General features: G+C 43.3%; 26 protein-coding genes and 1 pseudogene. 20 read left to right on the plus strand and 7 right to left on the minus strand.

Annotated elements, in window-relative coordinates; all coding sequences use genetic code 11:
• The first annotated feature begins 195 nt into the window (after positions 1–195).
• The 7 genes and pseudogenes from ACE3JL_RS19185 to ACE3JL_RS19215 all read left to right on the plus strand — a co-directional run bounded on the left by ACE3JL_RS19185 (position 196) and on the right by ACE3JL_RS19215 (position 2,373).
• Positions 196–291, plus strand: a complete 96-nt coding sequence (locus ACE3JL_RS19185) for a DUF6888 family protein (RefSeq protein WP_373276118.1) — start codon at positions 196–198, stop codon at positions 289–291.
• 79 nt (positions 292–370) lie between these two features.
• Complete coding sequence (locus tag ACE3JL_RS19190; protein WP_002758886.1) at positions 371–574, plus strand: DUF6887 family protein; 204 nt, start codon at positions 371–373, stop codon at positions 572–574.
• A 16-nt stretch (positions 575–590) separates the two neighbouring features.
• Positions 591–767 carry a hypothetical protein gene (locus tag ACE3JL_RS19195; protein ID WP_375328155.1) on the plus strand — a complete coding sequence of 59 codons (177 nt, stop codon included), beginning with the start codon at positions 591–593 and terminating at the stop codon, positions 765–767.
• Positions 755–1,090, plus strand: a complete 336-nt coding sequence (locus tag ACE3JL_RS19200) for a XisI protein (RefSeq protein ID WP_375328156.1) — start codon at positions 755–757, stop codon at positions 1,088–1,090. Before ACE3JL_RS19195 ends, ACE3JL_RS19200 begins: the two co-directional genes overlap by 13 nt.
• Before the next feature lie 32 nt (positions 1,091–1,122).
• Positions 1,123–1,497 carry a DUF433 domain-containing protein gene (locus tag ACE3JL_RS19205; protein WP_193956913.1) on the plus strand — a complete coding sequence of 125 codons (375 nt, stop codon included), beginning with the start codon at positions 1,123–1,125 and terminating at the stop codon, positions 1,495–1,497.
• Positions 1,494–1,989 (plus strand): annotated as a pseudogene (locus tag ACE3JL_RS19210) (DUF5615 family PIN-like protein). The gene ACE3JL_RS19205 and the pseudogene ACE3JL_RS19210 overlap by 4 nt, the downstream one beginning before the upstream one ends.
• Before the next feature lie 114 nt (positions 1,990–2,103).
• A complete protein-coding gene (locus tag ACE3JL_RS19215; protein ID WP_375328157.1) occupies positions 2,104–2,373 on the plus strand; it encodes a hypothetical protein in 270 nt (89 codons plus the stop codon).
• 1 nt (position 2,374) lies between these two features.
• Here ACE3JL_RS19215 and ACE3JL_RS19220 read toward each other — a convergent pair whose 3' ends face one another.
• Complete coding sequence (locus tag ACE3JL_RS19220; RefSeq protein WP_194032780.1) at positions 2,375–2,842, minus strand: DUF29 domain-containing protein; 468 nt, start codon at positions 2,840–2,842, stop codon at positions 2,375–2,377.
• Between the two features lie 349 nt (positions 2,843–3,191).
• Here ACE3JL_RS19220 and ACE3JL_RS19225 point away from each other — a divergent pair, with 349 nt between their 5' ends.
• The gene (locus tag ACE3JL_RS19225; RefSeq protein ID WP_375328158.1) at positions 3,192–5,954 is read left to right on the plus strand and encodes a class I SAM-dependent DNA methyltransferase; all 2,763 of its coding nucleotides are present in this window, start codon (positions 3,192–3,194) and stop codon (positions 5,952–5,954) included.
• Positions 5,955–6,238: 284 nt separating this feature from the next.
• On the opposite strand, the gene ACE3JL_RS19230 is transcribed toward ACE3JL_RS19225, so the two are convergent.
• The gene (locus ACE3JL_RS19230; protein ID WP_271988828.1) at positions 6,239–6,376 is read right to left on the minus strand and encodes a hypothetical protein; all 138 of its coding nucleotides are present in this window, start codon (positions 6,374–6,376) and stop codon (positions 6,239–6,241) included.
• 150 nt (positions 6,377–6,526) lie between these two features.
• On the opposite strand from ACE3JL_RS19230, the gene ACE3JL_RS19235 reads away from it, so the two are divergent.
• Positions 6,527–6,778 carry a hypothetical protein gene (locus ACE3JL_RS19235; protein WP_002739055.1) on the plus strand — a complete coding sequence of 84 codons (252 nt, stop codon included), beginning with the start codon at positions 6,527–6,529 and terminating at the stop codon, positions 6,776–6,778.
• A gap of 95 nt (positions 6,779–6,873) precedes the next feature.
• On the opposite strand, the gene hemH is transcribed toward ACE3JL_RS19235, so the two are convergent.
• The gene (hemH, locus tag ACE3JL_RS19240; protein ID WP_271988829.1) at positions 6,874–8,037 is read right to left on the minus strand and encodes a ferrochelatase; all 1,164 of its coding nucleotides are present in this window, start codon (positions 8,035–8,037) and stop codon (positions 6,874–6,876) included.
• 119 nt (positions 8,038–8,156) lie between these two features.
• On the opposite strand from hemH, the gene ACE3JL_RS19245 reads away from it, so the two are divergent.
• The 3 genes from ACE3JL_RS19245 to ACE3JL_RS19255 all read left to right on the plus strand — a co-directional run bounded on the left by ACE3JL_RS19245 (position 8,157) and on the right by ACE3JL_RS19255 (position 10,775).
• Positions 8,157–8,780, plus strand: coding sequence for a class I SAM-dependent methyltransferase (locus tag ACE3JL_RS19245; protein WP_271988831.1), 624 nt, complete (start codon positions 8,157–8,159; stop codon positions 8,778–8,780).
• Between the two features lie 100 nt (positions 8,781–8,880).
• A complete protein-coding gene (locus tag ACE3JL_RS19250) occupies positions 8,881–9,435 on the plus strand; it encodes a YqeG family HAD IIIA-type phosphatase (RefSeq protein ID WP_271988833.1) in 555 nt (184 codons plus the stop codon).
• A gap of 551 nt (positions 9,436–9,986) precedes the next feature.
• Positions 9,987–10,775 (plus strand): ECF transporter S component, encoded by a 789-nt coding sequence (locus ACE3JL_RS19255; RefSeq protein ID WP_271988834.1) that lies wholly within the window; start codon positions 9,987–9,989, stop codon positions 10,773–10,775.
• 96 nt (positions 10,776–10,871) lie between these two features.
• On the opposite strand, the gene ilvC is transcribed toward ACE3JL_RS19255, so the two are convergent.
• Positions 10,872–11,864 (minus strand): ketol-acid reductoisomerase, encoded by a 993-nt coding sequence (gene ilvC / locus ACE3JL_RS19260; RefSeq protein ID WP_271988836.1) that lies wholly within the window; start codon positions 11,862–11,864, stop codon positions 10,872–10,874.
• Between the two features lie 509 nt (positions 11,865–12,373).
• On the opposite strand from ilvC, the gene pilM reads away from it, so the two are divergent.
• The 5 genes from pilM to ACE3JL_RS19285 all read left to right on the plus strand — a co-directional run bounded on the left by pilM (position 12,374) and on the right by ACE3JL_RS19285 (position 17,692).
• Positions 12,374–13,489, plus strand: a complete 1,116-nt coding sequence (pilM, locus tag ACE3JL_RS19265; protein ID WP_150975668.1) for a type IV pilus assembly protein PilM — start codon at positions 12,374–12,376, stop codon at positions 13,487–13,489.
• An 11-nt stretch (positions 13,490–13,500) separates the two neighbouring features.
• Positions 13,501–14,271, plus strand: coding sequence for a PilN domain-containing protein (locus tag ACE3JL_RS19270; RefSeq protein ID WP_271988840.1), 771 nt, complete (start codon positions 13,501–13,503; stop codon positions 14,269–14,271).
• Complete coding sequence (locus ACE3JL_RS19275) at positions 14,268–15,041, plus strand: pilus assembly protein (protein WP_271988842.1); 774 nt, start codon at positions 14,268–14,270, stop codon at positions 15,039–15,041. The genes ACE3JL_RS19270 and ACE3JL_RS19275 overlap by 4 nt, the downstream gene beginning before the upstream one ends.
• A gap of 73 nt (positions 15,042–15,114) precedes the next feature.
• Entirely contained in the window at positions 15,115–17,220 is a 2,106-nt protein-coding gene (locus tag ACE3JL_RS19280) for a secretin N-terminal domain-containing protein (RefSeq protein ID WP_375328159.1), read from the plus strand.
• A 331-nt stretch (positions 17,221–17,551) separates the two neighbouring features.
• Positions 17,552–17,692 (plus strand): hypothetical protein, encoded by a 141-nt coding sequence (locus ACE3JL_RS19285; RefSeq protein WP_174237756.1) that lies wholly within the window; start codon positions 17,552–17,554, stop codon positions 17,690–17,692.
• Between the two features lie 55 nt (positions 17,693–17,747).
• Here ACE3JL_RS19285 and ACE3JL_RS19290 read toward each other — a convergent pair whose 3' ends face one another.
• From ACE3JL_RS19290 to rpaB, 3 genes are all read right to left on the minus strand, one after another.
• Positions 17,748–20,135: an ATP-dependent Clp protease ATP-binding subunit gene (locus ACE3JL_RS19290; RefSeq protein ID WP_375328160.1), complete on the minus strand. Its 2,388-nt coding sequence runs from the start codon at positions 20,133–20,135 to the stop codon at positions 17,748–17,750.
• 266 nt (positions 20,136–20,401) lie between these two features.
• Positions 20,402–21,043, minus strand: coding sequence for a cofactor assembly of complex C subunit B (locus ACE3JL_RS19295; RefSeq protein ID WP_271988847.1), 642 nt, complete (start codon positions 21,041–21,043; stop codon positions 20,402–20,404).
• A gap of 9 nt (positions 21,044–21,052) precedes the next feature.
• A complete protein-coding gene (gene rpaB / locus ACE3JL_RS19300) occupies positions 21,053–21,781 on the minus strand; it encodes a response regulator transcription factor RpaB (RefSeq protein ID WP_002734727.1) in 729 nt (242 codons plus the stop codon).
• A 233-nt stretch (positions 21,782–22,014) separates the two neighbouring features.
• Here rpaB and radA point away from each other — a divergent pair, with 233 nt between their 5' ends.
• From radA to ACE3JL_RS19315, 3 genes are all read left to right on the plus strand, one after another.
• The gene (gene radA / locus ACE3JL_RS19305; RefSeq protein ID WP_002789029.1) at positions 22,015–23,541 is read left to right on the plus strand and encodes a DNA repair protein RadA; all 1,527 of its coding nucleotides are present in this window, start codon (positions 22,015–22,017) and stop codon (positions 23,539–23,541) included.
• A gap of 45 nt (positions 23,542–23,586) precedes the next feature.
• The gene (petL, locus tag ACE3JL_RS19310; RefSeq protein WP_002742381.1) at positions 23,587–23,688 is read left to right on the plus strand and encodes a cytochrome b6-f complex subunit PetL; all 102 of its coding nucleotides are present in this window, start codon (positions 23,587–23,589) and stop codon (positions 23,686–23,688) included.
• 63 nt (positions 23,689–23,751) lie between these two features.
• Positions 23,752–24,207 (plus strand): DUF29 domain-containing protein, encoded by a 456-nt coding sequence (locus ACE3JL_RS19315; protein WP_375328161.1) that lies wholly within the window; start codon positions 23,752–23,754, stop codon positions 24,205–24,207.
• Positions 24,208–24,214: the final 7 nt, after the last annotated feature.

The raw sequence follows: 24,214 nt of genomic DNA on the forward strand, positions 1-24,214 counted from the left end.
CAGTTAACAGTTATTGCTTGTGCCAAGGCTCTGGCTTAGTATATAACATCTAGCGAGCAGACTACCTGAATAATTAGCGAGCAGGATGCTCGCATTCCCTTAAATCTAAGGCACTAAATTAGCTGTTTCAATCCAGTATTATGCTATACTTATTACAGGTATAAACTCGTAAATTGGAGGAAAAAGCCATCAATAATGATACCCACTCCCGAACAGATGCTTACTTGCATTAGAATGTGTCAAACCCTGTCTAACTTCTATACCGATATTCATCTATTTCGGTATGATTAAAAAAGAAAGGAGATTTATATACTAGCAGGTGAAACTCTTAGCTTTATCATATTAACTAACGGAAATGTGGAGTTTGAAGATGAATCATCAACCTGATTTTTACCAAATGTCTCGCCCAGAATTAAGAAAATATGTCCTCTCCCATCGAGAAGATGATGAAGCCTTAAGAATTTATATGGATAGAATGCGAACCGAATCAGGTGTAACTAGATTTACCCTTACTCCTAGTCAAGAAGATATGAAGAAATTAGAAGAATTTCTCAAGGCAAAAATGGATAAATAAAATCAATTTAACTTGCTTGTACCAAGGTTCTGCCTTAATGTATGCTTCAGGTAGAACCTGGGAACGAGATGATGCACAAGCTTTTGCCGATATTTTTGAAGATCCTATTGGTCAAGTTTTATTAGACAACAAACGATTAAAATTATTAATTTTTGACGAAATTGAAGAGGTTATTTTAAGATGTATAGGTTAGAAAAAATGAGAAAAATTATTATTGAATCTCTCCGTTATTATGCAAACTTGCGCTATGCTACTGGAGAGGTAAACCGCCTCCTCATTATTGACAAAGACTCTGATAACTATCTAATTCTCTTAGAAGGTTGGGATAACCGAGAAAGAGTCCATGGCTGTTTACTGCATTTACAAATTATTAATGGTAAAATCTGGATACAACGAGACGGAACCGAAGACGGTATTGCCACTGATTTATTAGCCGCCGGTATTCCTAAAGAGCAAATTGTCCTTGCCTTTAAACCCGAACATATTCGACCCTATACTGAATTTGCTGTAAAATAAGCTATAGAATGAAATTCTAGAAGGTTATGAGTATGGTTCCGGTATCCAACGGGCAATCAGCTGTTATTCGTACAGAGCGTGGATTGACAATCGCCGGTACGCGAATTACCCTTTATGATGTTATGGATTACCTAAAGGCTCAGTATCCCCCCAAGCTGATTCGTGAAAAACTTGGTCTTAATGATAGACAGATTGATTCAGCCCTAGCATACATTGAGACCCATTGTACTGAGGTTGAAGCCGAGTATCAAGAATGCTTGCAGACAGCGACAGAAATTCGTCAATACTGGGAAGAGCGAAATCGTGAGCGATTTGCCAAGATTGCGGCGATGCCCCCTAAGCCTGGTCAAGAAACCATTCGTGCGAAGCTTCAAGAGTGGAAAGCACGCATTGAATCTCAATCATGAACTTCCTGATTGACTACAACTTAACGGGCGATGTTGTTTTATTCTGGGGAACCCTCTCAGCAGAAGGATGGCTTGATCTTTTGCCCATCCGCTTCTTCACCTTTCAGGATGTTGGATTGCCGATGGATAGTAGTGATCGGGTTGTTTGGCAATTTGCTCAAAACACTCAGATGATTTTAATTACAGCAAATCGAAATAAGTACCTAAGCAAAATTAATTACACATATCTAACCACCTCTTGCCTCCTGCCTCTTGCCTTTTGCCTATCTTGACTAGGAAATTAATTTTGCACGACTACTTATGAAAGGAATTGATTCGCTCGAACAAACCATACGTGAAGAAAACACACCCGCTTCCCTGCCAATTCTGACAATTGGAAACCCTGATCGCTTTGATGAAAGTAGTTATCGGCAAAGATGTGCTACCCGCTTGATTGAGATTTTATTTGATCTAGAAAACTATATGGGAGTCGGTCGAATTTTCATCCCATAAGACTGTTGTTGAAAAGCATTCTTCAGGTAGAACCTGAAAAGAGCGTTACCAGGTAGAACCTGGGAACGAGATGATGAGATAATCTTTATTAGGGTTTTATACAATTCCAAAGATATGACAAAGCTATTAGAAGAGGCGATCGCTCAAGTCAAACAACTCCCCGAATCAGAGCAAAATAGGATTGCCGCAATGCTCATAAAGCAGCTTGAATCCAGATCCCCAGAGTATGATTTTTGGGACGAGTTTGACCAAATCTTAGAAGAGTGCCAGATGAATACAGGAATTTCCGATTTGTCCTATCAGCACGATCATTACATTCACGGACTACCCAAGCAAGAAAGCGAGAAAGATTGCCCTCAGAGCCTTACTTATTCGGCAAACTGAGTCAATTGCCATAGAAGTTCTCGTCTAAGATTTGCTCTGGCAAGAAAGGGCAAATTTGAGGATAATCATTTTCTGGGGGAATCCGAACACCAAATTGAGCAAGTTTTCCTTCCTTAATTGCCACTTGACGAGCATCTAGATAGGCTTCCTGGATAGCAGTTTCTAGATAGGATTTCAGAGAAGGAGTATTGCGTAAGTTTTTCTCAATTCGCTGGCGATGCTCAATAATAGAACAATACCAGCTATCCTTCATTGATGGCGGTGCGTCGTGCTGTACTTTTAATTTGAGCAAGTGAGCCAAAAGAATCATCAAATTACTTTCTAAAGTTCTTTTTTCCGATTTTCCCAACTCGGTTAACTCCTCAATTAAGTTATCAGTATCCAGCGCAGCAAATTCCCGCTTCTGTAAGTGATTAATTGTTGTTGCGAGCCACAATTGAAAATCTTGTTCGTAGAGGGTATTGGACATAGCGATAAGTGTTCGTTGGAGTCAATAACTGCACTGATAACTAAGAGAATAAAATTCTCAAGGCGTTGCTAATTTCTAGCTTCCCTTGTAGTTTACCAAAAAATCACCTAAAATGGAAACTAAGTAGGTAGGCGTTAAAAATTATCAGATGCCCCCCTTATCAAGGGGAGATCCCCCCGCCTATCGGCACCCCCCTTATCAAGGGGGGCAGGGGGGATCGAACCTAAAATTTATCTTCAATTTAATTATAACCAGCTACTTATCTGTATCCCTTGCTGACTGCATCTGGCTCCCTACAACATTTTCTACTATCTTTGAGCAAACCCGCAAAAGATAAGGAATTAAAACTATGCCTTTAAGTTGGAATGAAATTAAAAATCGCGCCATCGCTTTTCAAAAAGAGTGGGAAGGAGAGACTTCAGAAAAAGCAGAATCTCAATCTTTTTGGAATGATTTTTTTCATGTCTTTGGCATTTCACGGCGTAGGGTAGCCAGTTTTGAGCAACCGATAAAAAAAGCCGATAATAAACAGGGTTTTATTGATTTACTTTGGAAAGGAACGATTTTAGTTGAGCATAAATCGAAGGGTAAAGATTTAGAAAAAGCCACACAACAGGCTAAGGATTATTTTCCCAATTTAAAGGAACATGAGTTACCGCGTTATATTTTAGTCTCGGATTTTCAACGGTTTAAATTATATGATTTAGATTCGGGTAATCAATGGGAATTTGAATTAAATAATTTTGTTGATAATGTTCATTTATTTGATTTTATTGCTGGTTACGAAAAGCGAGTTTATAAAGACGAAGATCCCGTCAATCTTCAAGCTGCCGAGTTAATGGGAAAACTTCATGATTGCCTGAAAGAAATTGGTTATATGGGGCATGATTTAGAAGTTTATCTAGTGCGTTTATTATTTTGTTTATTTGCCGATGATACGGGTATTTTTAATAAGGGGATTTTCTGGGAATATATTGATCTACATACCAAAGAAGATGGCAGTGATTTGGCGATGCACATTGATGCTATTTTTCAGGTTTTGAATAAACCAGAAGAAAAAAGATTAAAAAATCTCGATGAAAATTTAACTCAATTTCCCTACATAAATGGCAAGTTATTTGAGGAGTCATTACCGATGGCGGCTTTTGATAGCAAGATGCGAGTCATGTTATTAGAAGCTTGTGCTTTTGATTGGGGAAAAATTTCCCCTGCTATTTTTGGCTCTATGTTTCAAGCGGTAATGAATCCAAAAGAGCGACGTAATTTAGGGGCGCATTATACCTCCGAGAAGAACATTCAAAAGGTGATTAAACCCTTATTTTTAGATGATTTACACAGAGAATTTGAGAAGATTAAAGGCAATCGCAATAAATTACTAGAATTTCAGAAAAAGATTGCTAATTTATATTTTCTCGATCCTGCCTGTGGTTGCGGCAACTTTTTAATTATTACCTATCGGGAGTTACGCGATTTAGAGATTTTGGTATTACAGGAGTTAGATAAATTAGATAAAACGGGGCAGTTAGTAACAGATATTAGTACCATTATTCAGGTAGATGTTAATCAGTTTGCTGGTATTGAATACGATGAGTTTGCAGTGAGGGTGGCAGAAGTGGCGATGTGGTTAATTGATCATCAGATGAATATTAAAGTTAGTAATACTTTTGGTCAATATTTTGTGCGTTTACCATTAAAGAAAGCGGCAAAGATTGTTCATGGAAATGCCCTGCGGATTGATTGGGAGGAAGTTATCTCAAAAGAGAAGCTCAATTTTATTTTAGGAAATCCTCCTTTTGTTGGGAAACAATTACAAAATGTTGACCAAAAGGCTGACATGAATCGTGTTTTAGGGGACGTTAAAGGAGCAGGTGTTTTAGATTATGTGACATCATGGTATATCAAAGCAGCTGAATTTATTCAAAACAGTTTAATTCGTTGCGCTTTAGTTAGCACAAATTCTATTTCTCAGGGTGAACAAGTTGGGATTCTTTGGCAAGAGCTTTATCAAAAATATAAAATTAAAATTCATTTTGCCCATCGAACGTTTAGCTGGAGCAATGAAGCCAAAGGAAACGCCGCAGTTCATTGTGTTATTATTGGTTTTGGTCTAGAAAATATTGACAATAAACGTATTTTTGATTATGCTGATATTAAAGGTGAACCAACAGAAAGAAGGGTCAGAAATATTAATCCTTATCTAGTCGAGGGTAGTGACTTGGTAATTTTAAGTAGAAGAAAAACCATTTCATCTGTTCCAGAAATAAACTTTGGAAGTATGCCAAATGATGGTGGTCATCTTATTCTTTCACAATCTGAGAAAGAAGAATTAGTTAAGAATGAACCTGATTCTCAAAAATGGATAAAGCCCCTATTAAGTGCAAAAGAATTTTTAAATAATGAGGATCGTTATTGTCTATGGTTGACTAATATTCAACCACAAGAATTAAAAAAATCAAAAATAATTGCATCGAGAGTTGAGCAAGTAAAATTAACTAGAGAGAAAAGCAACCGAGAGTCAACTAGAAAGCTCTCTAATTTTCCTACTTTATTCGGAGAAAATAGACAGCCAAAAACTAGCTATATCCTAATACCGCGTCATTCTTCAGAGAATAGAAAATATATTCCATTTGGTTTCTTTAGTCCAGATTATATTGCTAGTGATAGTTGTCTCTTTGTTGCAAATGCTGATTTATATTTATTTGGTATTCTTACTTCAGCAATGCACATGACATGGGTTAAATATGTTTGCGGAAGATTAGAAAGTCGCTTTCGTTATTCAAACACCATCGTTTATAATAACTACCCCTTTCCAGAAAATATCACCGACAAACAAAAACAAACCGTCGAAACTTGCGCTCAAGCTGTGCTAGATACTAGGGTAAAATATCCTGATAGTAGCCTTGCGGATTTATACGATCCTTTAACCATGCCTCCCGACTTGCTCAAAGCTCACCAAAAACTTGACAAAGCCGTTGATTTGTGTTATCGTCCCCAACCTTTCACCAGTGAATTAAACCGTATTGAATACCTCTTTGAACTCTACGAAAAATTAACCGCTCCCCTACTCCCTACCAGCAAACAAAAACCCGCAAAAAGAAAAAATCCTCAATAACCGAAAATGCTTGCTTGTATGCCTTTCGCTTGTGCCAAGGCTCTGCCTTGACAGACAATATTTAAGGAGCTGCCTTAAACTATTCTTCAGGTAGAACCAGGGAACGAGATAAACACTAAATCTGGTTATTAAAGACTGATTATTTATTCCCCTTTTTGGCGTTCGGACCTTGGCGTGAGACTTCGGACGCTCGGTCGAACGCTGAGCTCACGGCCGAAGCCTTTTACATGAGTAGAAAATGGGTTTCTCCGAGAAACCCGTTTTCTGTGCGTTACTAAACGGATTTAGTATAATTGATAGAGGGCGACGCAATATTTTAAGAGTTTGTTTGTATCAAATTGAGTTTGAGCCTCTTTAAATTCTAGTCGCTCATTTTCCACTGGAGCATTTAACCAACCTTCTAGGGTCTCTAGGTTTATCATGCAGTCATCTCCTTCCGGGTGGGAATTTACGTTTAGGGGGGAACAGTGCGGGTTATACTGATTCCTAAGATGAGAGCAGCTCTATTTTCTCGCAAATTCTGTTCTTATTGGCTTGTCAAGCTCTTTGTCCTCTACTAAGAAGAAAAATCAATGGTTATTATCGAGATTACCAATGTGGAAGAAATATTAAGCGCAAAAATTGGCTCTTTCGCCGCTAAAATCGTCCAAGCTCTAGCAGATGATGAAGGGAAAGTGGAAGAGGTTCTCATCAAAGAATTACAGGCTAATTTTCAGGAAAGGGGGATTAAAGCTAATCTGTTTAGCGTCACTGGGTTAGATATGCTCGGCAATGGCAGACTAGAAGTTAACGTTAATGTTCGTTCTGCTAATATGATGTCCTAAGAGAAGACAAAATCGCCAATGGTTGGGTTAAATATAGTTAAACCCAACCTTATTCTGATAGTTACCATCAAAAGCAATGGCAGGGAAGCTTGAGGTTATAATAAACCAACAAAATGTAACGGTCCTTGACCAGTAATTAATTCGATAATAATTGCCAGAAAACCGATCATCGCTAATCGGCCATTCCACACCTCGGCTGCTGTTGTCATACCCCATTCCCAACGCTCCTGGGGATACATTTTCATATTCGCTTTCGGATGGGTAATTTGCTCGAAAGTGGTGGGTTTTTCCTCTAGGGATCTTACCACCAACTGGGAGAGAGATTCGATAAACATCGGGTGAGTGTTAAGAGCCGGGACTCGCTGAAAATGTTCAATTCCCGCTTCTTCTGCCACTTCTCGGTACTCTATATCGATTTCTTGCAGAGTTTCAATGTGTTCCGAGACAAAGCTAATCGGCACGATCAATAAATGCTTAATTCCCTGCTCTCCCAACCCTTTTAAAGCATCTTCAGTATAGGGTTTTAGCCATTCCACCGGACCGACACGACTTTGATAGGCTAAAGTGTACTGATTGGGCCGGTTGAGCGTACGCATGATCGCCCTAGTGCATTCTTCAATTTCCCTTTGATAGGGATCTCCCGCTTCCTCCACATAACTTTGGGGGACACCATGGGCGCTAAAAAAGATATGTACTTGGTCAGGATTAGCACACTGCTCTAATTCTCGCACAATCAGATCCGCCATGGCACTAAGATAAGTGGGATGATCGTACCAAGAAGGGATGAGAGTATATTCCGTTAAACGCAGATAGGGATCCTGTTGCCACATTTCCTCCAGCACACGAAAACTGGAACCACTGGTACTGATCGAAAATTGGGGATAAAGGGGGAGAATAACTAATTTTTTGATATGATCCCGTTTAATCCGCTCGATCGCTTCTTCAGTGAAGGGATTCCAGTAACGCATCCCGATATAAACGCTCACTTCGCGGCCCATTTCCGCAAGACGTTGTTGCAGTGCCGTGGCCTGTGCTTCCGTAATCTTGAGTAAAGGGGAACCACCACCGATCTGACGGTAATTTTCTTGGGATTTACTCGCTCTTAGCGTCGATATTAACCAAGCTAACGGTTTTTGTAGTCCTTTAATCGGTAAACGGATGATCTCTGGGTCAGAAAAAAGGTTAAATAGAAAAGGACGCACATCCTCTAACCGCTCCGGCCCACCCAAATTTAATAATAAAACCCCAACGCGACCCATAGTGTTAACAGATAATTTTTAAATTTTCAGATTCTTTACCAAGTTTAACAATATATCGGTGGAACCGTTAAAACAAATTACAGACAGTATAGAACTTAATCAAATTTTGGAGGTTGATCTTGGCCACAATTTTACGTCCCCTCAGTTATCAATATCAATGGCTTTACGATGGTATCTCCCGTCTGGCTGCCCTAGCAGTGGGCGGGGAGTCCCGTTTTCGGCAATTAGCCCTAGAAGGCTTAAAAATCGCTAAAAATGACCCTATCCTTGATCTCTGTTGTGGTGCGGGTCAAACCACCCGTTATTTAGTCCCCCTATCCGATCGCTGTGTCGGTTTAGATGTCTCTCCCCGGTCCCTAGAGCGAGCTAGTTTAGCGGTGCCGCAAGCGCATTATGTGGAGGGATTGGCCGAAAAAATGCCCTTTAGTGCTGGAGAATTCGCCTTTGTTCATACTAGCGCTGCTCTCCACGAAATGGAGCCGGAGCAGTTAGAGGAAATCCTGAAAGAAGTGTATCGAGTTCTCAGACCGGGGGGAATTTTTGCCCTCGTGGATTTTCATCGACCCACTAACCCGCTTTTTTGGCCTTCTTTAGCCCTATTTTTGCAATTATTTGAAACCGATACCGCTTGGCAGTTTATCGATCGGGATCTGATCCAATCTTTACAGGCGATCGGTTTTCGTGATTGTCAACAAAAATTATACGCTGGTGGCAGTTTACAGGTGATTCAAGCGGCCAAGTGAAGGGATTGACCGGGCAAGATTTTCAGGGGCAGTCGCTCATTTATACTAAAGAGGGAAGCTGAGTTCGAGCGACTCGCTGCCAGTTATTTTTGAGAAGTTAATGACTAGAGCAAAAATTTTACAACCCGATTTAATTTTAGGGGATACGATTCTCGGTCTCACTCTGGAGATTTTGAATCAGCATCAGATTAAGGGATTGATTCTTGATGTGGATGATACTCTTGTTCCCCTGCAAGAAACGACGGTTTCTGACGATTTACAGCGTTGGGTCGATTCCTTGCGTCTTGATCTACCGATTTGGTTGGTAAGCAATAATCTCAGTGAAAATCGCATCGGTGCGATCGCTGATAATTTACAACTTCCCTACCTTCTCGGTGCGGTGAAACCCTCTCGACGCAAACTCCGGCAAGCGATGGCAGCCATGAGTCTTCCCCCCCAACAAATTGCTATGGTTGGCGATCGCTTGTTTACCGATGTTTTAGCGGGAAATCGTCTGGGAATGTTTACCATTCTGGTGAAACCAATGGTAAATCCCTTGACGGGGGAGCAAGCTTATCCAATCCACGATTTTGAGGTATGGCTATCACAAATTCTCGGTGTTTCCTTCCATCCGCAACATTACTTAATAAAACCTGACCAATCCTCACAAAAGTAAATATTAAAAAATAATTAAGTATAGAGGAAACGATGGAAAAGTAGTAAATACTATAGACGATTTAAAATGAGGTCAGCCGAGATAAAGACCTTAAATATATGAAAGTCAGTAGATAAACAGTGTCAGTTTTTGCTTATATCCGCCAAAAGCTGGCACTACTGTTTTTGAGTTTTATCTCTTTGGATGTCATCCTAAATCCGGTTATTAAAAACTGATTATTTATTCTCCCTTTTGCATGAGTGCCTGTCCTAATATGTCGCCTATACTCAACGGATTTAGATCACATTACCGTGCGCTGTTATGGAAAAAATCAATCATCACCCGAAGAAGATCAAACCAGAGAGATATCCCAGGTTTGGTAGGTAAAATGTATTCTAAGATACAGTCTTGCGGGCGAATGAATGGAACGAACCACAGAGACACAAAGGACACAAAGATCGAACGCTACTATATAAGTTAAACTGGTCGCAACGCGCTCGCTACGCAAGATCACACAAAGAATAAGAGAGCCACCAGAGGATGATAGAAAAGTTAGAATTACCCTTGCAACTATGACCCTAGATATTATCCCCGAAGGTAAAGAACGCAAAGTGGAAGCTGTCAGTAGTGCCGCCATTGATGGTGCGCCGATCGCCTATATTGTCGTCTTAGCGGCCATTGTCACTACCCTATCTTTTATTCCCTTCTCGATTGTCCTCGCTTCCGGCGGTAGTATGCCCCTCAGTCAAGCGGTTTTTCCCCTCTTGGGTTGGTTACTCGGCCCGATCGCTGGAGCGATCGCTAGTGGCATCGGGTCCTTAATTGGGGCTTTCCTTGCCCCCTACACGGCAGGAATTCCCGCTATTTCAGTCTTTGGGGCAATTATAGCCAGTTTTGTGGCGGGAACAATGGTTTTAGGCAAAAAACGCCGTTATTGGTGGTTAGGATTAACGTTAATTTTTCTGATTCCCCTGTTTATCTACGCTAACCGGGCGATCGGCATGAACGGTATTTCGCCACGAGTCTTTATTGCCGGGGCTTTCGTCGATTGGTCGGCTTTGCTATTATTTATCCTACCAACCCGGACTCTTTTTAGCTACTGGCTCAAAAGTAGTAATTTTGTTCTAGTAGCAGTGGGAATTTTTGGCGGGACATGGACTGCCAGCGGTCTCTCCCATTTAGGGGCCGTCGCCATTACCTACTCGATTTTTAACTGGCCCGAAGAAGTCTGGATCGCGTTAATTCCGATCATTCCCATAGAAAATCTGATTCGTTCCTTTGTCGGTATGGTGATCGGTGGTGGTGTGATTGCCGGTTTACGGGCGATCGGTCTGGTCAAATCACGGGAGGCAATCTATTAGGTAGGAAGTTTTCCCTTTCGGGGGTCGGGTGTCGGGGCGGACTCAACGGCAAGAATTGCCCGGTTGCGTCCAACCCCGCACCGAAAAAAAAGAGAACTAGCGTTTTAGCCAACTCATCATCGCCCGCAGATCCTGACCGACTTCTTCGATCGAATGTTCTGCCTCTTGACGACGCATAGCGGTGAAACCCGGTTTACCTGCTTGATTTTCGAGGACGAACTCTCGGGCAAATTGTCCCGATTGAATTTCCCGGAGGATTTTCCGCATTTCGGCCTTAGTCGCTTCCGTCACCACCCGCGGACCACGAGTGTAGTCACCGTACTCGGCTGTATTGGAAATACTATCGCGCATTTTGGCCAAACCGCCCTCGACGATCAGATCGACGATCAGTTTTACCTCGTGTAAACACTCAAAATAGGCTAATTCGGGCTGATAACCAGCTTCCACGAGGGTTTCAAAGCCAGCTTTGATTAAAGCACTTAAACCGCCGCATAATACTGCCTGTTCGCCAAAAAGGTCGGTTTCTGTTTCCTCGCGGAAAGTGGTTTCCAAAACCCCGGCCCGAGTGCCACCGATACCTTTAGCGTAGGCCATTGCCCGATCGCGTGCTTGGCCAGTAGCATCTTGATAGATGGCGAATAAACAGGGAACCCCTTGACCTTGTTCGTAGGTGCGACGGACGAGATGGCCCGGTCCTTTGGGTGCGACCATAACCACATCAACGTTAGCTGGGGGAACCACTTGACCAAAATGAATATTAAAGCCGTGGGCAAAAGATAACACCTTGCCTGCGCTTAAATTCGGGGCAATTTCGTTGAGATAAATCGTTTTCTGCACTTCATCCGGTAAGAGGATCATGATCCAGTCGGCAATTTTAGCGGCTTCGGCCACATCATAAACGGGAATACCGGCTTCTTTGGCTTTGATGGCCGATTTACTGCCGGGATATAGACCAACAATCACATTAACGCCACTATCCTTGAGATTTAATGCGTGGGCATGACCCTGGGAACCATAGCCAATAATAGCGATCGTTTTTCCCGCTAATAAATCTAAATTGGCATCCTCATCATAGTACATTCGTGCCATCAAAATCGCTCCTTAACTTCTTTTGTCACTGTGCAAACTCCTAATTATACGGGAAAATCACGCCCGTCAGAAGCATTTGATCGCCGGTTTCCCAGAGTCAAGAGAAAATAGTGCTTAGAAAAATTGCAATTTTCTTGAGATATTTGGGTACTCTAACTAGGCTGGGCTGACTTGATCTGGTGGAGCGGAAAAAAAAAGGGGGGGAATCCTCAATTTTTGGCTTGGACTTAGTTTTTTTCGGCAAAATTGAGTACAATGTCAATATCATTAAGCACTTCCTCTCCTCCTATCCAGTTAAAATTAACCTCGATCTGATACAGAGATAATCGGGTTAATATTAGTGCAGAAATAGCGGCTCTCCTCCTCGATTTTCACCTTGATTGGGTAATTTACCCAATCATAATCGTTTATACACTGATTTACCGCCTTGTTCGACCCTAGATCAAGTCAGGTGAAAAACCATTGGCCTTGTCCATCACCAATCCCCTTAGAGCTGCCCAAGAAAATCTATGGTAAGTTTTTTAAAAAAGCTGTTGACAAAAAAAACTCAAGGTGTTGGGTTAGAGATTACCCCAGAGCGCATTAACGTCGCTCAAATCGCCAAACAGGGACAAAATTATCAATTAGTTAAATACTGTTCATCGGATATCCCAGAAGGCATCTTTGAGGAGGGGAAAATCGTCGATTCCCCAGCTTTAGCAGAGTTAATCCAAGAAGTCCTCAAGGAAAATAAAATTAACAGCAAAAGAGTCGCCACTGGTGTGCCGATGCGTGAGTCAATTATCCGGATTATCCCCATTCCTTCGGAATTGGACGAGCGGGAATTGCGAGAGCTGGTCTTAAATCATGAGGCTAGTTTATACCTTCCCTATCCTCGCGAGGAAGTGGATCTCGACTACCAAAAACTGGGCTACTTTCAGGATGAAGACGGGATCGAAAAAGTACAAGTATTATTAGTTGCTACTCGTCGGGAGATTACCGATGCCTATATGGAAACCTTCCAACAGGCAGGATTACAGGTAGATGTGCTAGAAATTAATAGTTTTGCCCTAATTCGGACGATTCGCGAGCATTTGCGACAGTTTAGTTCCAATGAAGCTGCCGTTATTGTTGATATAGAATTTGATAACACGGAAATTGCCATCGTGGTGGACGGCGTTCCCCAATTTTCCCGCACTGTCCCCATCGGCACTTTCCAGCTACAAAATGCCCTCTCTAGGGCGATGAATTTGCCCACCTCCCGCAGTCCTGAGATTCTTTTGGGGATGACAATCCCGATTACTGCCTTTGATAGTCTTAGCACTAATCCGGGCACTTCTAGAGTCTCTACCAACGCCGGGATGACGGCACTGATGCGGGTTTTAGGGGAATTAACCGATGAATTGCGGCGATCGATTAATTTCTATCTTAACCAAAGTGATGAACTGGAAATCGTCCAATTACTTTTAGCCGGTCCCGGGGGCGGTTTAGCGCAACTAGACGAATACTTTACTCAACGTCTCAGCATCCCCACCATGGCAATCGATCCCATCGCATCACTGAATTTAGATACAACTCAAGAGATTCCTAATACCGAAAGACCGGGATTAGGAACAGTTCTCGGTTTAGGATTACGGGAGATATAGAGACAAAAATTATGTATAGTCTTGATGTTAATTTTCTTAAGGATCGCCATCTTACCCAAACCGGGAAAGGAACCCCCGCAGATCAGATTTCCACAGTTATTAACCTACGTAAACAAACACCCCTGTTAATTGGTGTGGGAGTGGGGGCCGGATTATTGGTGCTGACGGGATTACTCGGTTTAATCGTCGGTTGGCAAACCGGCGAAACTCAGGCCCTAATTCAGCAACTGGACGCGGAATTAGGTCAACTGCAAATCCAAGGTAAAAAGCTAGAAACCCTCAGAGGGCAATTAACGGCGTTAGAAGGAGACAATAAAGCTCTAGTAGATGTCTTCAATCAGATTAGGCCTTGGTCAGCAATTATTCAAGAAATTCGTCAACAAACTCCCCCTACTGTCCAGCTAACCAGTGTGCAACAGGTGGAGTTTCCCGCTGCCCCGAATCAAGAGCAACCGAATCAGGTTACGCGCTTAAAAATCAGTGGTTTTGCCAGTAATTACGAAGCAGTCAATGATTATCTCTTAACCCTACAAGCTTCTCCTTTTCTACAGGGTAGGCAAACGGTGATCGAAAGTGCTGCCCTGGCCGATTTACCCATAACAGTGGACAATCAGTACAAAAATATTGATGTTACTTTCCCGCAAGCGGTTCAATTTGTGATCGCTGCCCAATTAAGTGATACTCCCGCTACCCAACAACTACCTAATCTTGCCCGAAATGGCGCAATCGGGGTGATCACTAGAATTAATACTCTCAAACGCCAAGGAGCCATTCAACCATGACCTTTACCGAAGAATTCGAGGAGCGGGAATCAGAGGAATTTGACGAATATCCTATCGCTTTCGGGATAACTTTTACTCCCCGCAATAGTGGCATCGCCATCGCTGTGCTAGGTTTACTTGGCTCTTTCTATCTGCTTTTTAACTGGGTGATGCCCGCTTATAATACCTTGCAACAGTTGCAAAACGATGCAGCTGGCAAACAACAACAGGTAGATCAACAAAAAAGCAGTCTTGTACCGGCCCAATTCCAAAAAATTGAGAGTCAGTTGCAACAAAAAAAAGCGATTAAACAGCAAATACTCTCGCTTTTTGCCAAAGAAAAGGACTTAAGCACCATTCTCTTAGATATTAGTAATATCTTTAAGTCTCGCAATGTTAAGCTGATTAGTTTCCAACCCCAACGACTAGAACCAGTGGTGGTCTCCGATGGTTCCCTCGGTAGCGCAGTTAATAATAAGCTCAAACGTCAAACTTTTAACGTCAAGATCGAAGGGAACTATACTAACACTCAAGAGGTTATTCGAGATTTAGAAAGATTACAGCCGCTCATTTTGCTCAACAGTCTCAATACCCAGATGGAAAAGGAGGGAGCGGCGGTTAAAGTGGTTAGTACCGGCAACAATAAAGCCACTATCGTTCCCCAAAGTGATCAACCCGTGACCACAACTTTTCTTCTCAATGTAATTATTCCTCTCAGTGCCGCCGAATTAGCGAAATTAGCGCCACCCCCACCCCCCAAAGGTCAACCCCCCGCTAGTCCTTCCCAATAATAGTCTTCAATCCGGTGTGAGTATTGCGTTTTTTGTCCGTTGAATCCCGTAATCGTTGAGGAGTGAAGTTAAAGTGAATCCGTCCCGTTATGCCCTGTTTATCCCCGAAATTGCCTCGTTTTTATTGATGGCTCCCCTGAGCGCTTTGGCCGAGACCCCCATTTTTTTCCATGGTTCAGAGTTAAAATCTCTTACATCAAAAGTTGAACCCTTCGACTTGGCTCAGGGCAAGTTTTTGCAAGAGTTTAGTCAAGAAACTTTACAAAAGTCGCCAAATCAGCTTGTCCCTTCCAGCGCGGCCGTAGAAAAGGAAATCAGCGATCGCATTTTAGCCAGTGAAAAACTACTTGCCCAAAGTGCGCCCCTTGTCCCCAATCCTGAAATTATTATTCAAGGCGCACCCCAAACCCCCAGCGCTCCCACCCTACCCCGGGCCGTCGCCCCACCAGTGGGAGATATTGCCATCTCTAACATCGATGCTAGTGCTGAAAAGGTCAAATTCGAGCGTAATATAACCGTACCTCGTGTTTTACTCCGGGAAGCTTCCGCTAGAGAAGTGTTAATGACCCTTGCTAACTATGCCGGTTATAACGTCGTTTTCACCAGCGCCCAGGGGGAAACTAACGCCACCTCTCAGACAGTTTCCTTGGAATTTACTAACGAATCGGTGGAAAACATTTTTAATGCCGTGTTGTTAATTTCTGGACTCCAGGCCAACCGTCAGGGCAAAACCATCTTTGTGGGGGCGCAATTACCCCAAGGCGCTCGTAATCTGATTAGCCGCACCCTGCGTCTCAACCAAGTTAAAGCCGTCAATGCCGCCACTTTCCTCGCCACCCAAGGGGCAGAATATCAGCGTTTAGTCTCGAAAACCGAGGATATCGTCGATCCCCTCACCGGACGAGTCGTCGGTCGCCGAGATGTTCCCGCCACTCTAGAGGCAATTAAACCCCAAAACACACAAGGCTCACAAGCCGCCCTACTTTTAACCGGTTTAAGAATTGCCGCCGATGATCGCCTTAATTCTATTAATTTAATTGGCGAACCCCGACAAGTCCAGATCGCCACCTCTTTATTAACCCAACTGGATGCCCGTCGCCGTCAGGTAGTGGTTAATGTCAAAGTTATCGATGTTAACCTGCTCAATACAGACCGTTTTAACAGTAGTTTTTCCTTCGGTTTTAACGATGGTTTCTTTGTTCAAGATAACGGGGCGGCAGTCGTGAACTTTGGTAATATCAACCCACCCACTAGCTCGACTGTAGGCAGACCGGGGGCTTTTGCACAGCCTGTTGTGCCGATTCTTGATATCATATCGGGGAGTGGAGAAGCAGAACTAGCACCTTTTTTTGATGTTCAGAATGCTCCTTTTAGTAATATAACTCAGGGAAGAATCATAGACCCAAATACTGGGCTGGTTGTTCCCTATGCGCGTCCTAATTTTGGAAGATTTAATAACCCTTTTCAACCCGGTGTAACAGATGTAACAGAAGATGGGGAAGTAGAATTTGGACTACCCGGCCTCTTCCAATACCCCCAAAGATTCCTGATGACCCTGCAAGCCTCAATTCAGACAGGAAATGCCAAGATTCTCACTGATCCCTCGCTGGTGGTGCAGGAAGGTCAACAAGCCACCGTTAAGCTCACCGAGAAAGTGCTAGAAAGTGTCCAGACAAGTGTAGATCCTCTCAGTGGCGAACGCACCACTACTCCCGTCCTCGCCGATGCTGGATTAACTTTAGCGGTAAACGTCGATCAGGTGGATGATAACGGCTTTATTTCCCTGTCGGTTAGCCCTACCATCGCCTCTCCAGGATCTCCAATTCAATTTAATAGCGGTGGTCTGACAATCAACACCCTTACCCCTCTGATTCGTCGGGAATTAACTTCTGGTTTAATTCGTCTCCGAGATGGACAGAGTTTAATTCTTTCTGGGATTATCCAAGAGCGCCAACAGAGTTCTGAGTCAAAAGTGCCAGTTTTAGGCGATATTCCCATTTTAGGAGCTTTATTCCGCAGTCGTACTAATCGCAACGATCGCTCGGAGGTGATTATTCTTCTCACTCCCAAAATTATCGAAGATACGGCCACCTCTACCCTCGGCATCAACTATCAACCCGGACAAGACGCGGCGGAAATCCTTCAGCGTCAAGGGTTTCCCGTGCAGCCGCGACAGTAATCAGTAATCAGTTATCTAGGGCTAGCTGAATAAATCTTAAAAGCCTGTTAGATAAGGCTTTTAGACCAAATCCTGTTATAATAAAAAGATTAAAGACGAGGAGATAAAATGCCCCGAAAAGCTTACTTAGCCAAACATCTAAGTTCATTTGATCCGCAAGGACTATCTCCTGTCAAATTTTCAAGGGACAGCTTGTACTCCCTTCTCGCAACTGTCTGAGAGAATTGTGCTGTAAGATATCTTCAGTTTCAATTGTTTAGGTTCGCAATCCTAGATGAGAATAAATTTCGGTAGCTTTTGCCGCAATCTCAGGAAATTAACGGTTAACTATATGAATTCTGCTAAAATTATCGCTATTATCACGGGAGCGATTTCGATTTTAATCGCCGTTGCCTATTTAATCCTAGTTCAGATTCTGGACTTTCGCAGCGAGATGATTCCCGCTCCCCTAGAAGTTATTTTTCCCAGATGATAAAAATCGGGGTTGAAAAATTTTCAACCCCGAAAAAAAGCAATTTTTGAGCGGATTAACCCACTGGTTGTAACTGTAATTGCGAGAGAATATTGTTCTGCTCGGAGCGCTGATGACTAGAGACTGTCACCACACCGTCCGCAGTTACATCTAATAGCGCATGGTCTCCAGAATTGACTTTTCCCGATAACATCGCCTCGGCTAAACTATCCTCTAAGCGTCGAGTTAAAGCACGACGTAAAGGCCGCGCACCGTAGCTAGGATCATAACCCTCATTGATAACTAAATCCTTAAAAGCGGCGGTAACTTCCACAGAAATGCCTTTTTCTGCCAATTGTTTGGCTATATCTGCGATCAGAATATCGGCAATCTGGGTAACTTCTTCGCGAGTTAACTGTCGGAAAACAATGATTTCATCGAGACGGTTGAGAAATTCGGGACGGAAATATTGTTTTAACTCGTCCGTCACCCGATTAGAAATCTGTTGGTAACGCGATTGAGCAAAATCGTCAGCCATCTCGAATCCTAAGCTATTACCGCCTTTTTCGATGACTTTTGAGCCAATATTCGAGGTCATGATAATTAGGGTGTTCTTAAAGTCCACCCGACGACCTTGGGAATCGGTTAAACGACCATCTTCTAACAGTTGCAGGAGAAGATTAAAAACATCGGGATGTGCTTTCTCGATTTCGTCAAACAAAACTACTTTATAGGGTTGACGACGCACTGCTTCCGTTAACTGACCGCCTTCATTGTAACCGATGTATCCGGGAGGCGCACCAATTAACTTAGAAACCGTGTGGGATTCCATAAATTCCGACATATCTAGGCGAATCATACTGGATTCCGAGCCAAAGAGTAACTTAGCTAAGGCTTTCGTTAATTCAGTTTTACCCACTCCCGTGGGACCAGCAAAAATAAACGAGGCAATCGGACGGTTAGGATTCTTTAAATTTACTCGCGCTCGACGAATAGCACGAGAAACGGCATTTACTGCCTCCTGTTGACCAATAATCCGCTCGTGCAGTTGATATTCCAGATTTAAGAGCGATTCCGACTCAGTTTCAGTTAATTGAGTAACGGGAATACCTGTCCAAGCGGCGACAATTTGGGCGATTTCCTCCGCATCCACCACCGGAATTAAAGATTCGGGGTTAATTAGGGGTGATTCTTCGCTAACCTCTGCGGGACTTTTACTTTGTAGGGAATAGCGCAGATGGGTGCGCGATCCTGCTTCATCGAGAAGATCGATCGCTTTGTCCGGTAAAAAGCGATCATTGATATAGCGAGAGGATAGATTAACGGCAGCTTCGATCGCTTTTTGATCGTATTTTACCTGATGGAAATCCTCGTAGGTGGCTTTTAAACCGCGTAAAATCTCGATCGCTTGCTCTTTAGTCGGCTCTCCCACCATAACTGGCTGAAAACGTCTTTCTAGAGCCGCATCTCGCTCAATATGCTGTTTATACTCATCGAGAGTGGTGGCCCCTAAACACTGTAACTCACCGCGAGCTAAAGCAGGTTTAAGTAAGTTAGAAGCATCCATGGCTCCTCCCATGCTACCAGCACCCACAAGAGTGTGAATTTCATCGATAAACAGGATAATACTGCCCGATTTGCGAACTTCCTCTACAATACCCTTTAAACGTTCCTCAAAATCGCCGCGAAAACGGGTTCCCGCCAGTAAAGACCCCATATCGAGGGCAATTACCTGTTTATCCCGCAAAAGTTCGGGAATATCGCCATTATAGATGCGTTGTGCTAACCCTTCAGCGATCGCTGTTTTCCCCACCCCCGGCGCACCGAGTAAAATCGGGTTATTCTTGGTGCGACGACCTAAAATTTGGATAACTCGCTGGATTTCTGGCTCTCTACCGATTACAGGGTCAATTTTGCCATTTTTGACCTCTTGGCTTAAATTGCGACTATATTGGGCTAAAATACCGCCTTGGGGAGCATTTTTCTGGTCTTCATAGTCACTGCTTGCCGTGAAGCGACCACTAGCGACTTTTTCCCCTGCGTTTTTCAGTAAAAGGCCGCGAAGTTTGATCAAATCAACACCCTGCATAATTAAAATTTTAGCGGCTAGGGATTCGGGATCGGCGGTGATAGCAAGTAATAGATGTTCAGGTGCGATCGCCTGTTCTCCTAATTGTCGAGCTTCCTGAAATGCTTGCTCGAACATCTTTTTCGCTTTCGGGGTAAAAGGGATGTTAACGGGACTGTAACCGCTGCCGCGGCCAGTCATTCCTTCAATCACGCGGCGACTTTCGTGCAGGGTGACTTTTAAATCCTTGAGAATTAAGGCTGCGCTGGCGGTGGCTTCTCCTATCAATCCTAACAGTAAATGCTCTGTACCGACGACACTGTGACCGGTACGACGGGCTTCCTCTTGAGCGAACATCACCGCTTTGATAGCTTTCTGGTTAAAGTATTCAAACATGATCGACGGCTTCCTGGCTACTGGGCTTTACTTGTTACTGTAACGTTTTCTTTACATTAGCCGGAAGGGGGATATCCGTATCAGCAGGGTGGGTTAGGGGGGTTTTTACTGTGAACAGTGAACAGTAAAGATAATATCTTTTTGGAGAGTGGGGAATAGTTAAAGGTTTCACCAGTTTGTGTCATCGGTTAAAATCCTGAGCTACAAGTAGAACGCTAATTGCTCACTCCCCTCTTAATCAAATACTTAAATCCTACTAAAATCGTCTAAAACTGACTGAAAGTGTTGGCTAATTTATCAGCAATTCCCTCGATCCAAATTTCGTCTTGTTTAGTATAACTGCGCGGTGCATTTGCCGCCAAAATTAACACCCCTTCCTTACCGATGGGTTGACAGATTAGTCCTTGGGTGTTTTCTGGCAAATAGTCAAACTCGATTTTAGCGGGATATAAATTTAAATTAACTAAATAAACTGCTTTACTGGTTTCTAAAACTCTTTTGATAATATTACTAACTTTAACTTCAGAATTCTGGCTTAAGATACCGCGACGTAATAAAACTTCTCCCTGATAATAAACGATCAGAGATTTTGTGGCGGTGTTAGTTAAAAGTAAATGGGAAGCCCAAGCAAGCTCAATTTTAACTGATTCTGGCAAATCTGGGGCAAATTCCAGGCCTTCGCGCCCGATTAATTCCACCGCATCCGGTAAGCGGGGTTGAACTCTTTGCCAGATTAAACCCACCAAAATTAAAACCCCACTCAAAATCACTCCCATCACATCGGAACGCGCTTGCGATGGGGTTAAATCGGCAGTGGCAAAACGATTAAACATTAATACCGTACCCCCGACGATGCCGGCGAACAGGGGTAACAGTCTTAAAATACGATTGGGATCAGCTGGTGCCATAGCTGAGAACTATTCCTCGTCTAGTTCTAAAATCCGCTGGAAAAGATAGCCTGTACCTCTAGCGGTGAGAATTAACTCAGGATTACTGGGATCATCCTCTAATTTGGCTCGTAAACGGGAAATATGCACATCTACCACCCGCGTATCCACATGACGTTCGGGGGTATAACCCCAAACTTCCTGAAGGATTTCCGAACGGGAAAAAGCTTCTCCCGAGCGACTGACCAATAATTCCAGTAAACTAAATTCCATACCAGTCAGACGGATGCGTTCATCCCCCTTATAAACTTGGCGTTTATTAGTATCGATTTTAATGGAACCAATATGAATCACACCGGAACTAGGAATCCCCGGAGCGCCATTTTTCTCCACCCGACGCAACACCGAACGAATCCGCGCCTCGAGTTCTTTGGGAGAAAAAGGTTTAACTACATAGTCATCCGCCCCCAATTCTAGCCCGGTAATTCGATCGGCCACATCGCCCAAAGCGGTTAACATAATGATAGGAATATCCGATTCTTTGCGGAGTTCCTGACAGACACCGTAACCGTCTAATTTCGGCATCATCACATCCAAAACCACTAAATCGGGTTCAGCGGTGCGGAAGGTTTCTAAAGCTTCCTCACCGTCGGCGGCGGTGACGACTTCATAACCAATCATCGACAAACGAGTCTCTAAGATACGACGGATGCTGGCTTCATCATCAACAACGAGAATTTTTTCCTTTTGGTTCTCCAACTGACTTAACACTCCTTAGTTAAATAGTGTGATGAATTTTAAAGTTAAATAACGAGCGTTCCTGTTTATAGAATATCCTTTGGCCGTTATCATTAAGCCTAAATTTCTTATTTTATTTCTTTTATGGCGATTATCAATAACTTCAGTGGCTTCCTTCCCCCCTATCATACTTAATTAAATTTGACAAGAGAATTGATCCTCAAACCGCTTTTCTTCAACTTTTCTTAAAAAACATGGCGAAATCGCGAACAATATATATCTGTAGCGCTTGTGGGGCGGAATCTCCCCAATGGTTGGGAAAATGCCCCAGTTGTGACACCTACGGGACGCTAGAAGAACAAGTGATGGCTGGTGGCAATAATCCGGCGGGAAATCGCCCAGGATGGCAAAATAGTCGCCCAAATAACGGCAAAGGGCAACGCAACCCCCAACCGCGCATCTCGGTGCGCTTCTCGGAAATTACCCAGTATGAACAGGAACGTTTTCCCTCCGGTTACGGGGAATTCGATCGCGTTCTCGGTGGCGGCATTGTCCCCGGTTCTCTTGTACTAATCGGTGGCGATCCGGGTATCGGCAAATCGACGCTTTTACTGCAAGTTACCAACCAACTCGCCCAAAGATTACCGCGCATCCTCTACGTTTCCGCCGAAGAATCGGGACAACAGATTAAACTGCGGGCTGCCCGTTTGGGGGTGGGAGTGGTTCCCGTGGAGTCGGAAAATAACGGCAATGGCAAGGAGAACAAAGCCTCTGAATCAACCGCAGAACTCGATAATCATCTCTATGTTCTGCCAGAAACCGATTTAGAGGAAATTTTGCGGGAATTAGAATCTTTACGCCCACAGGTGGCGGTAATTGACAGTATTCAAACTCTTTATTTTGGGGCGTTAACTTCCGCACCGGGATCTGTCGCCCAAGTTCGCGAATGTACCTCCGCCTTGATGCAGGTGGCAAAACGGGAGAATATTACTTTATTGATTGTCGGTCATGTTACTAAAGAAGGGGCGATCGCCGGTCCGCGAGTTTTGGAACATTTGGTCGATACGGTGTTATATTTTGAAGGCGATCGCTATGCCTCCCATCGTCTCTTAAGATCTGTGAAAAACCGTTTTGGGGCAACCCATGAGATCGGTATTTTCGAGATGGTGGATCACGGTTTGGTGGAAGTGGAAAACCCCTCAGAATTATTTTTAGGCAATCGCGACGAATTTTCCCCGGGTACGGCGACGGTGGTAGCCTGTGAAGGTACACGCCCGATTGTGGTGGAGCTACAGGCATTAGTTAGCCCTACCAGTTATGCTTCCCCGCGAAGATCGACTACTGGCATAGAATACAACCGATTACAGCAAATTCTCGCCGTTTTAGAAAAGCGCGTCGGCATTCCTTTATCGAAATTAGATGCCTATGTTGCTTCCGCAGGAGGGTTGGGAGTGGAAGAACCGGCGGCGGATCTGGGAGTTGCGATCGCTGTTGTCGCTAGTTTTCGCGATCGAGTCGTGGATCCGCGCACAGTCTTAATCGGGGAAGTGGGATTAGGCGGACAAGTGCGCTTAGTGTCGCAAATGGAACTAAGATTAAAAGAAGCGGCGAAATTGGGCTTTAAACGGGCGATTGTCCCCAGAGGTCAAGTTTATCCCGAAGATGTGGGCTTAGAAATTGTTCCAGTCGGCAAGGTAATCGAGGCAATTGTCGCCGCAATTCCCCCCCAGCAGCGCTTTGGGGAAGATATGGAAGACGAGGAAGGGGAAGGGCAAGAATAACGGTACAATGCTAAAAAAGATTAAATTACTTGGGAGATTTTCACCATGTCTGTGTTAGCTGTTGCCGCTTTAGCGGGTTATCTGATCGTTTTTAGCGGAATTGCCCTCGGTCTCTTTTTCGGTCTGCGCTCCGCTAAAATTATCTAGTATATAAAAGCTGTAGTGATCGGTTTAACTGGTCACTATTGCCCATTCTAGGGGAAATAAAAAATGACTGTTATTCCCGACTTAAAAACTCTCTACGAAATTGATGATTCTCTTTGGTTAGAAGCAACTATCGAACTGCTCAAGGCTAAAAAATTTGACGCTTTAGACTTAGATAATTTAATCGAGGAGTTAGAAGACTTGGGAAACGAAAAAAAGTTTCGTGTTGCCAGTTTATTAGAGCAAATTATCAGACATTGTTTATTATTACAATTTTGGACAAGGGAAAGAGAATATAATCAGGATCACTGGGAGTTAGAAATAGTCAACTTTCAAATTCAGCTAAAAAGAGGCTTAACCACCAATCTTCGTAATTATTTACAAAATGAATTAACTAGTATTTATGAAGATGCAGTTTTCTTTGTGCGGAAAAAGACAAAGAATAAAGTTATTTTCCCTGATACTTGTCCCTACAGTTTAGAAGAACTTCTCGATCCTAATTGGCTACCACCTTACGAATAAAGTAGAT

This window comes from Microcystis sp. BLCC-F210 (genome assembly GCF_042134685.1).
GTDB lineage: Bacteria > Cyanobacteriota > Cyanobacteriia > Cyanobacteriales > Microcystaceae > Microcystis > Microcystis aeruginosa_D.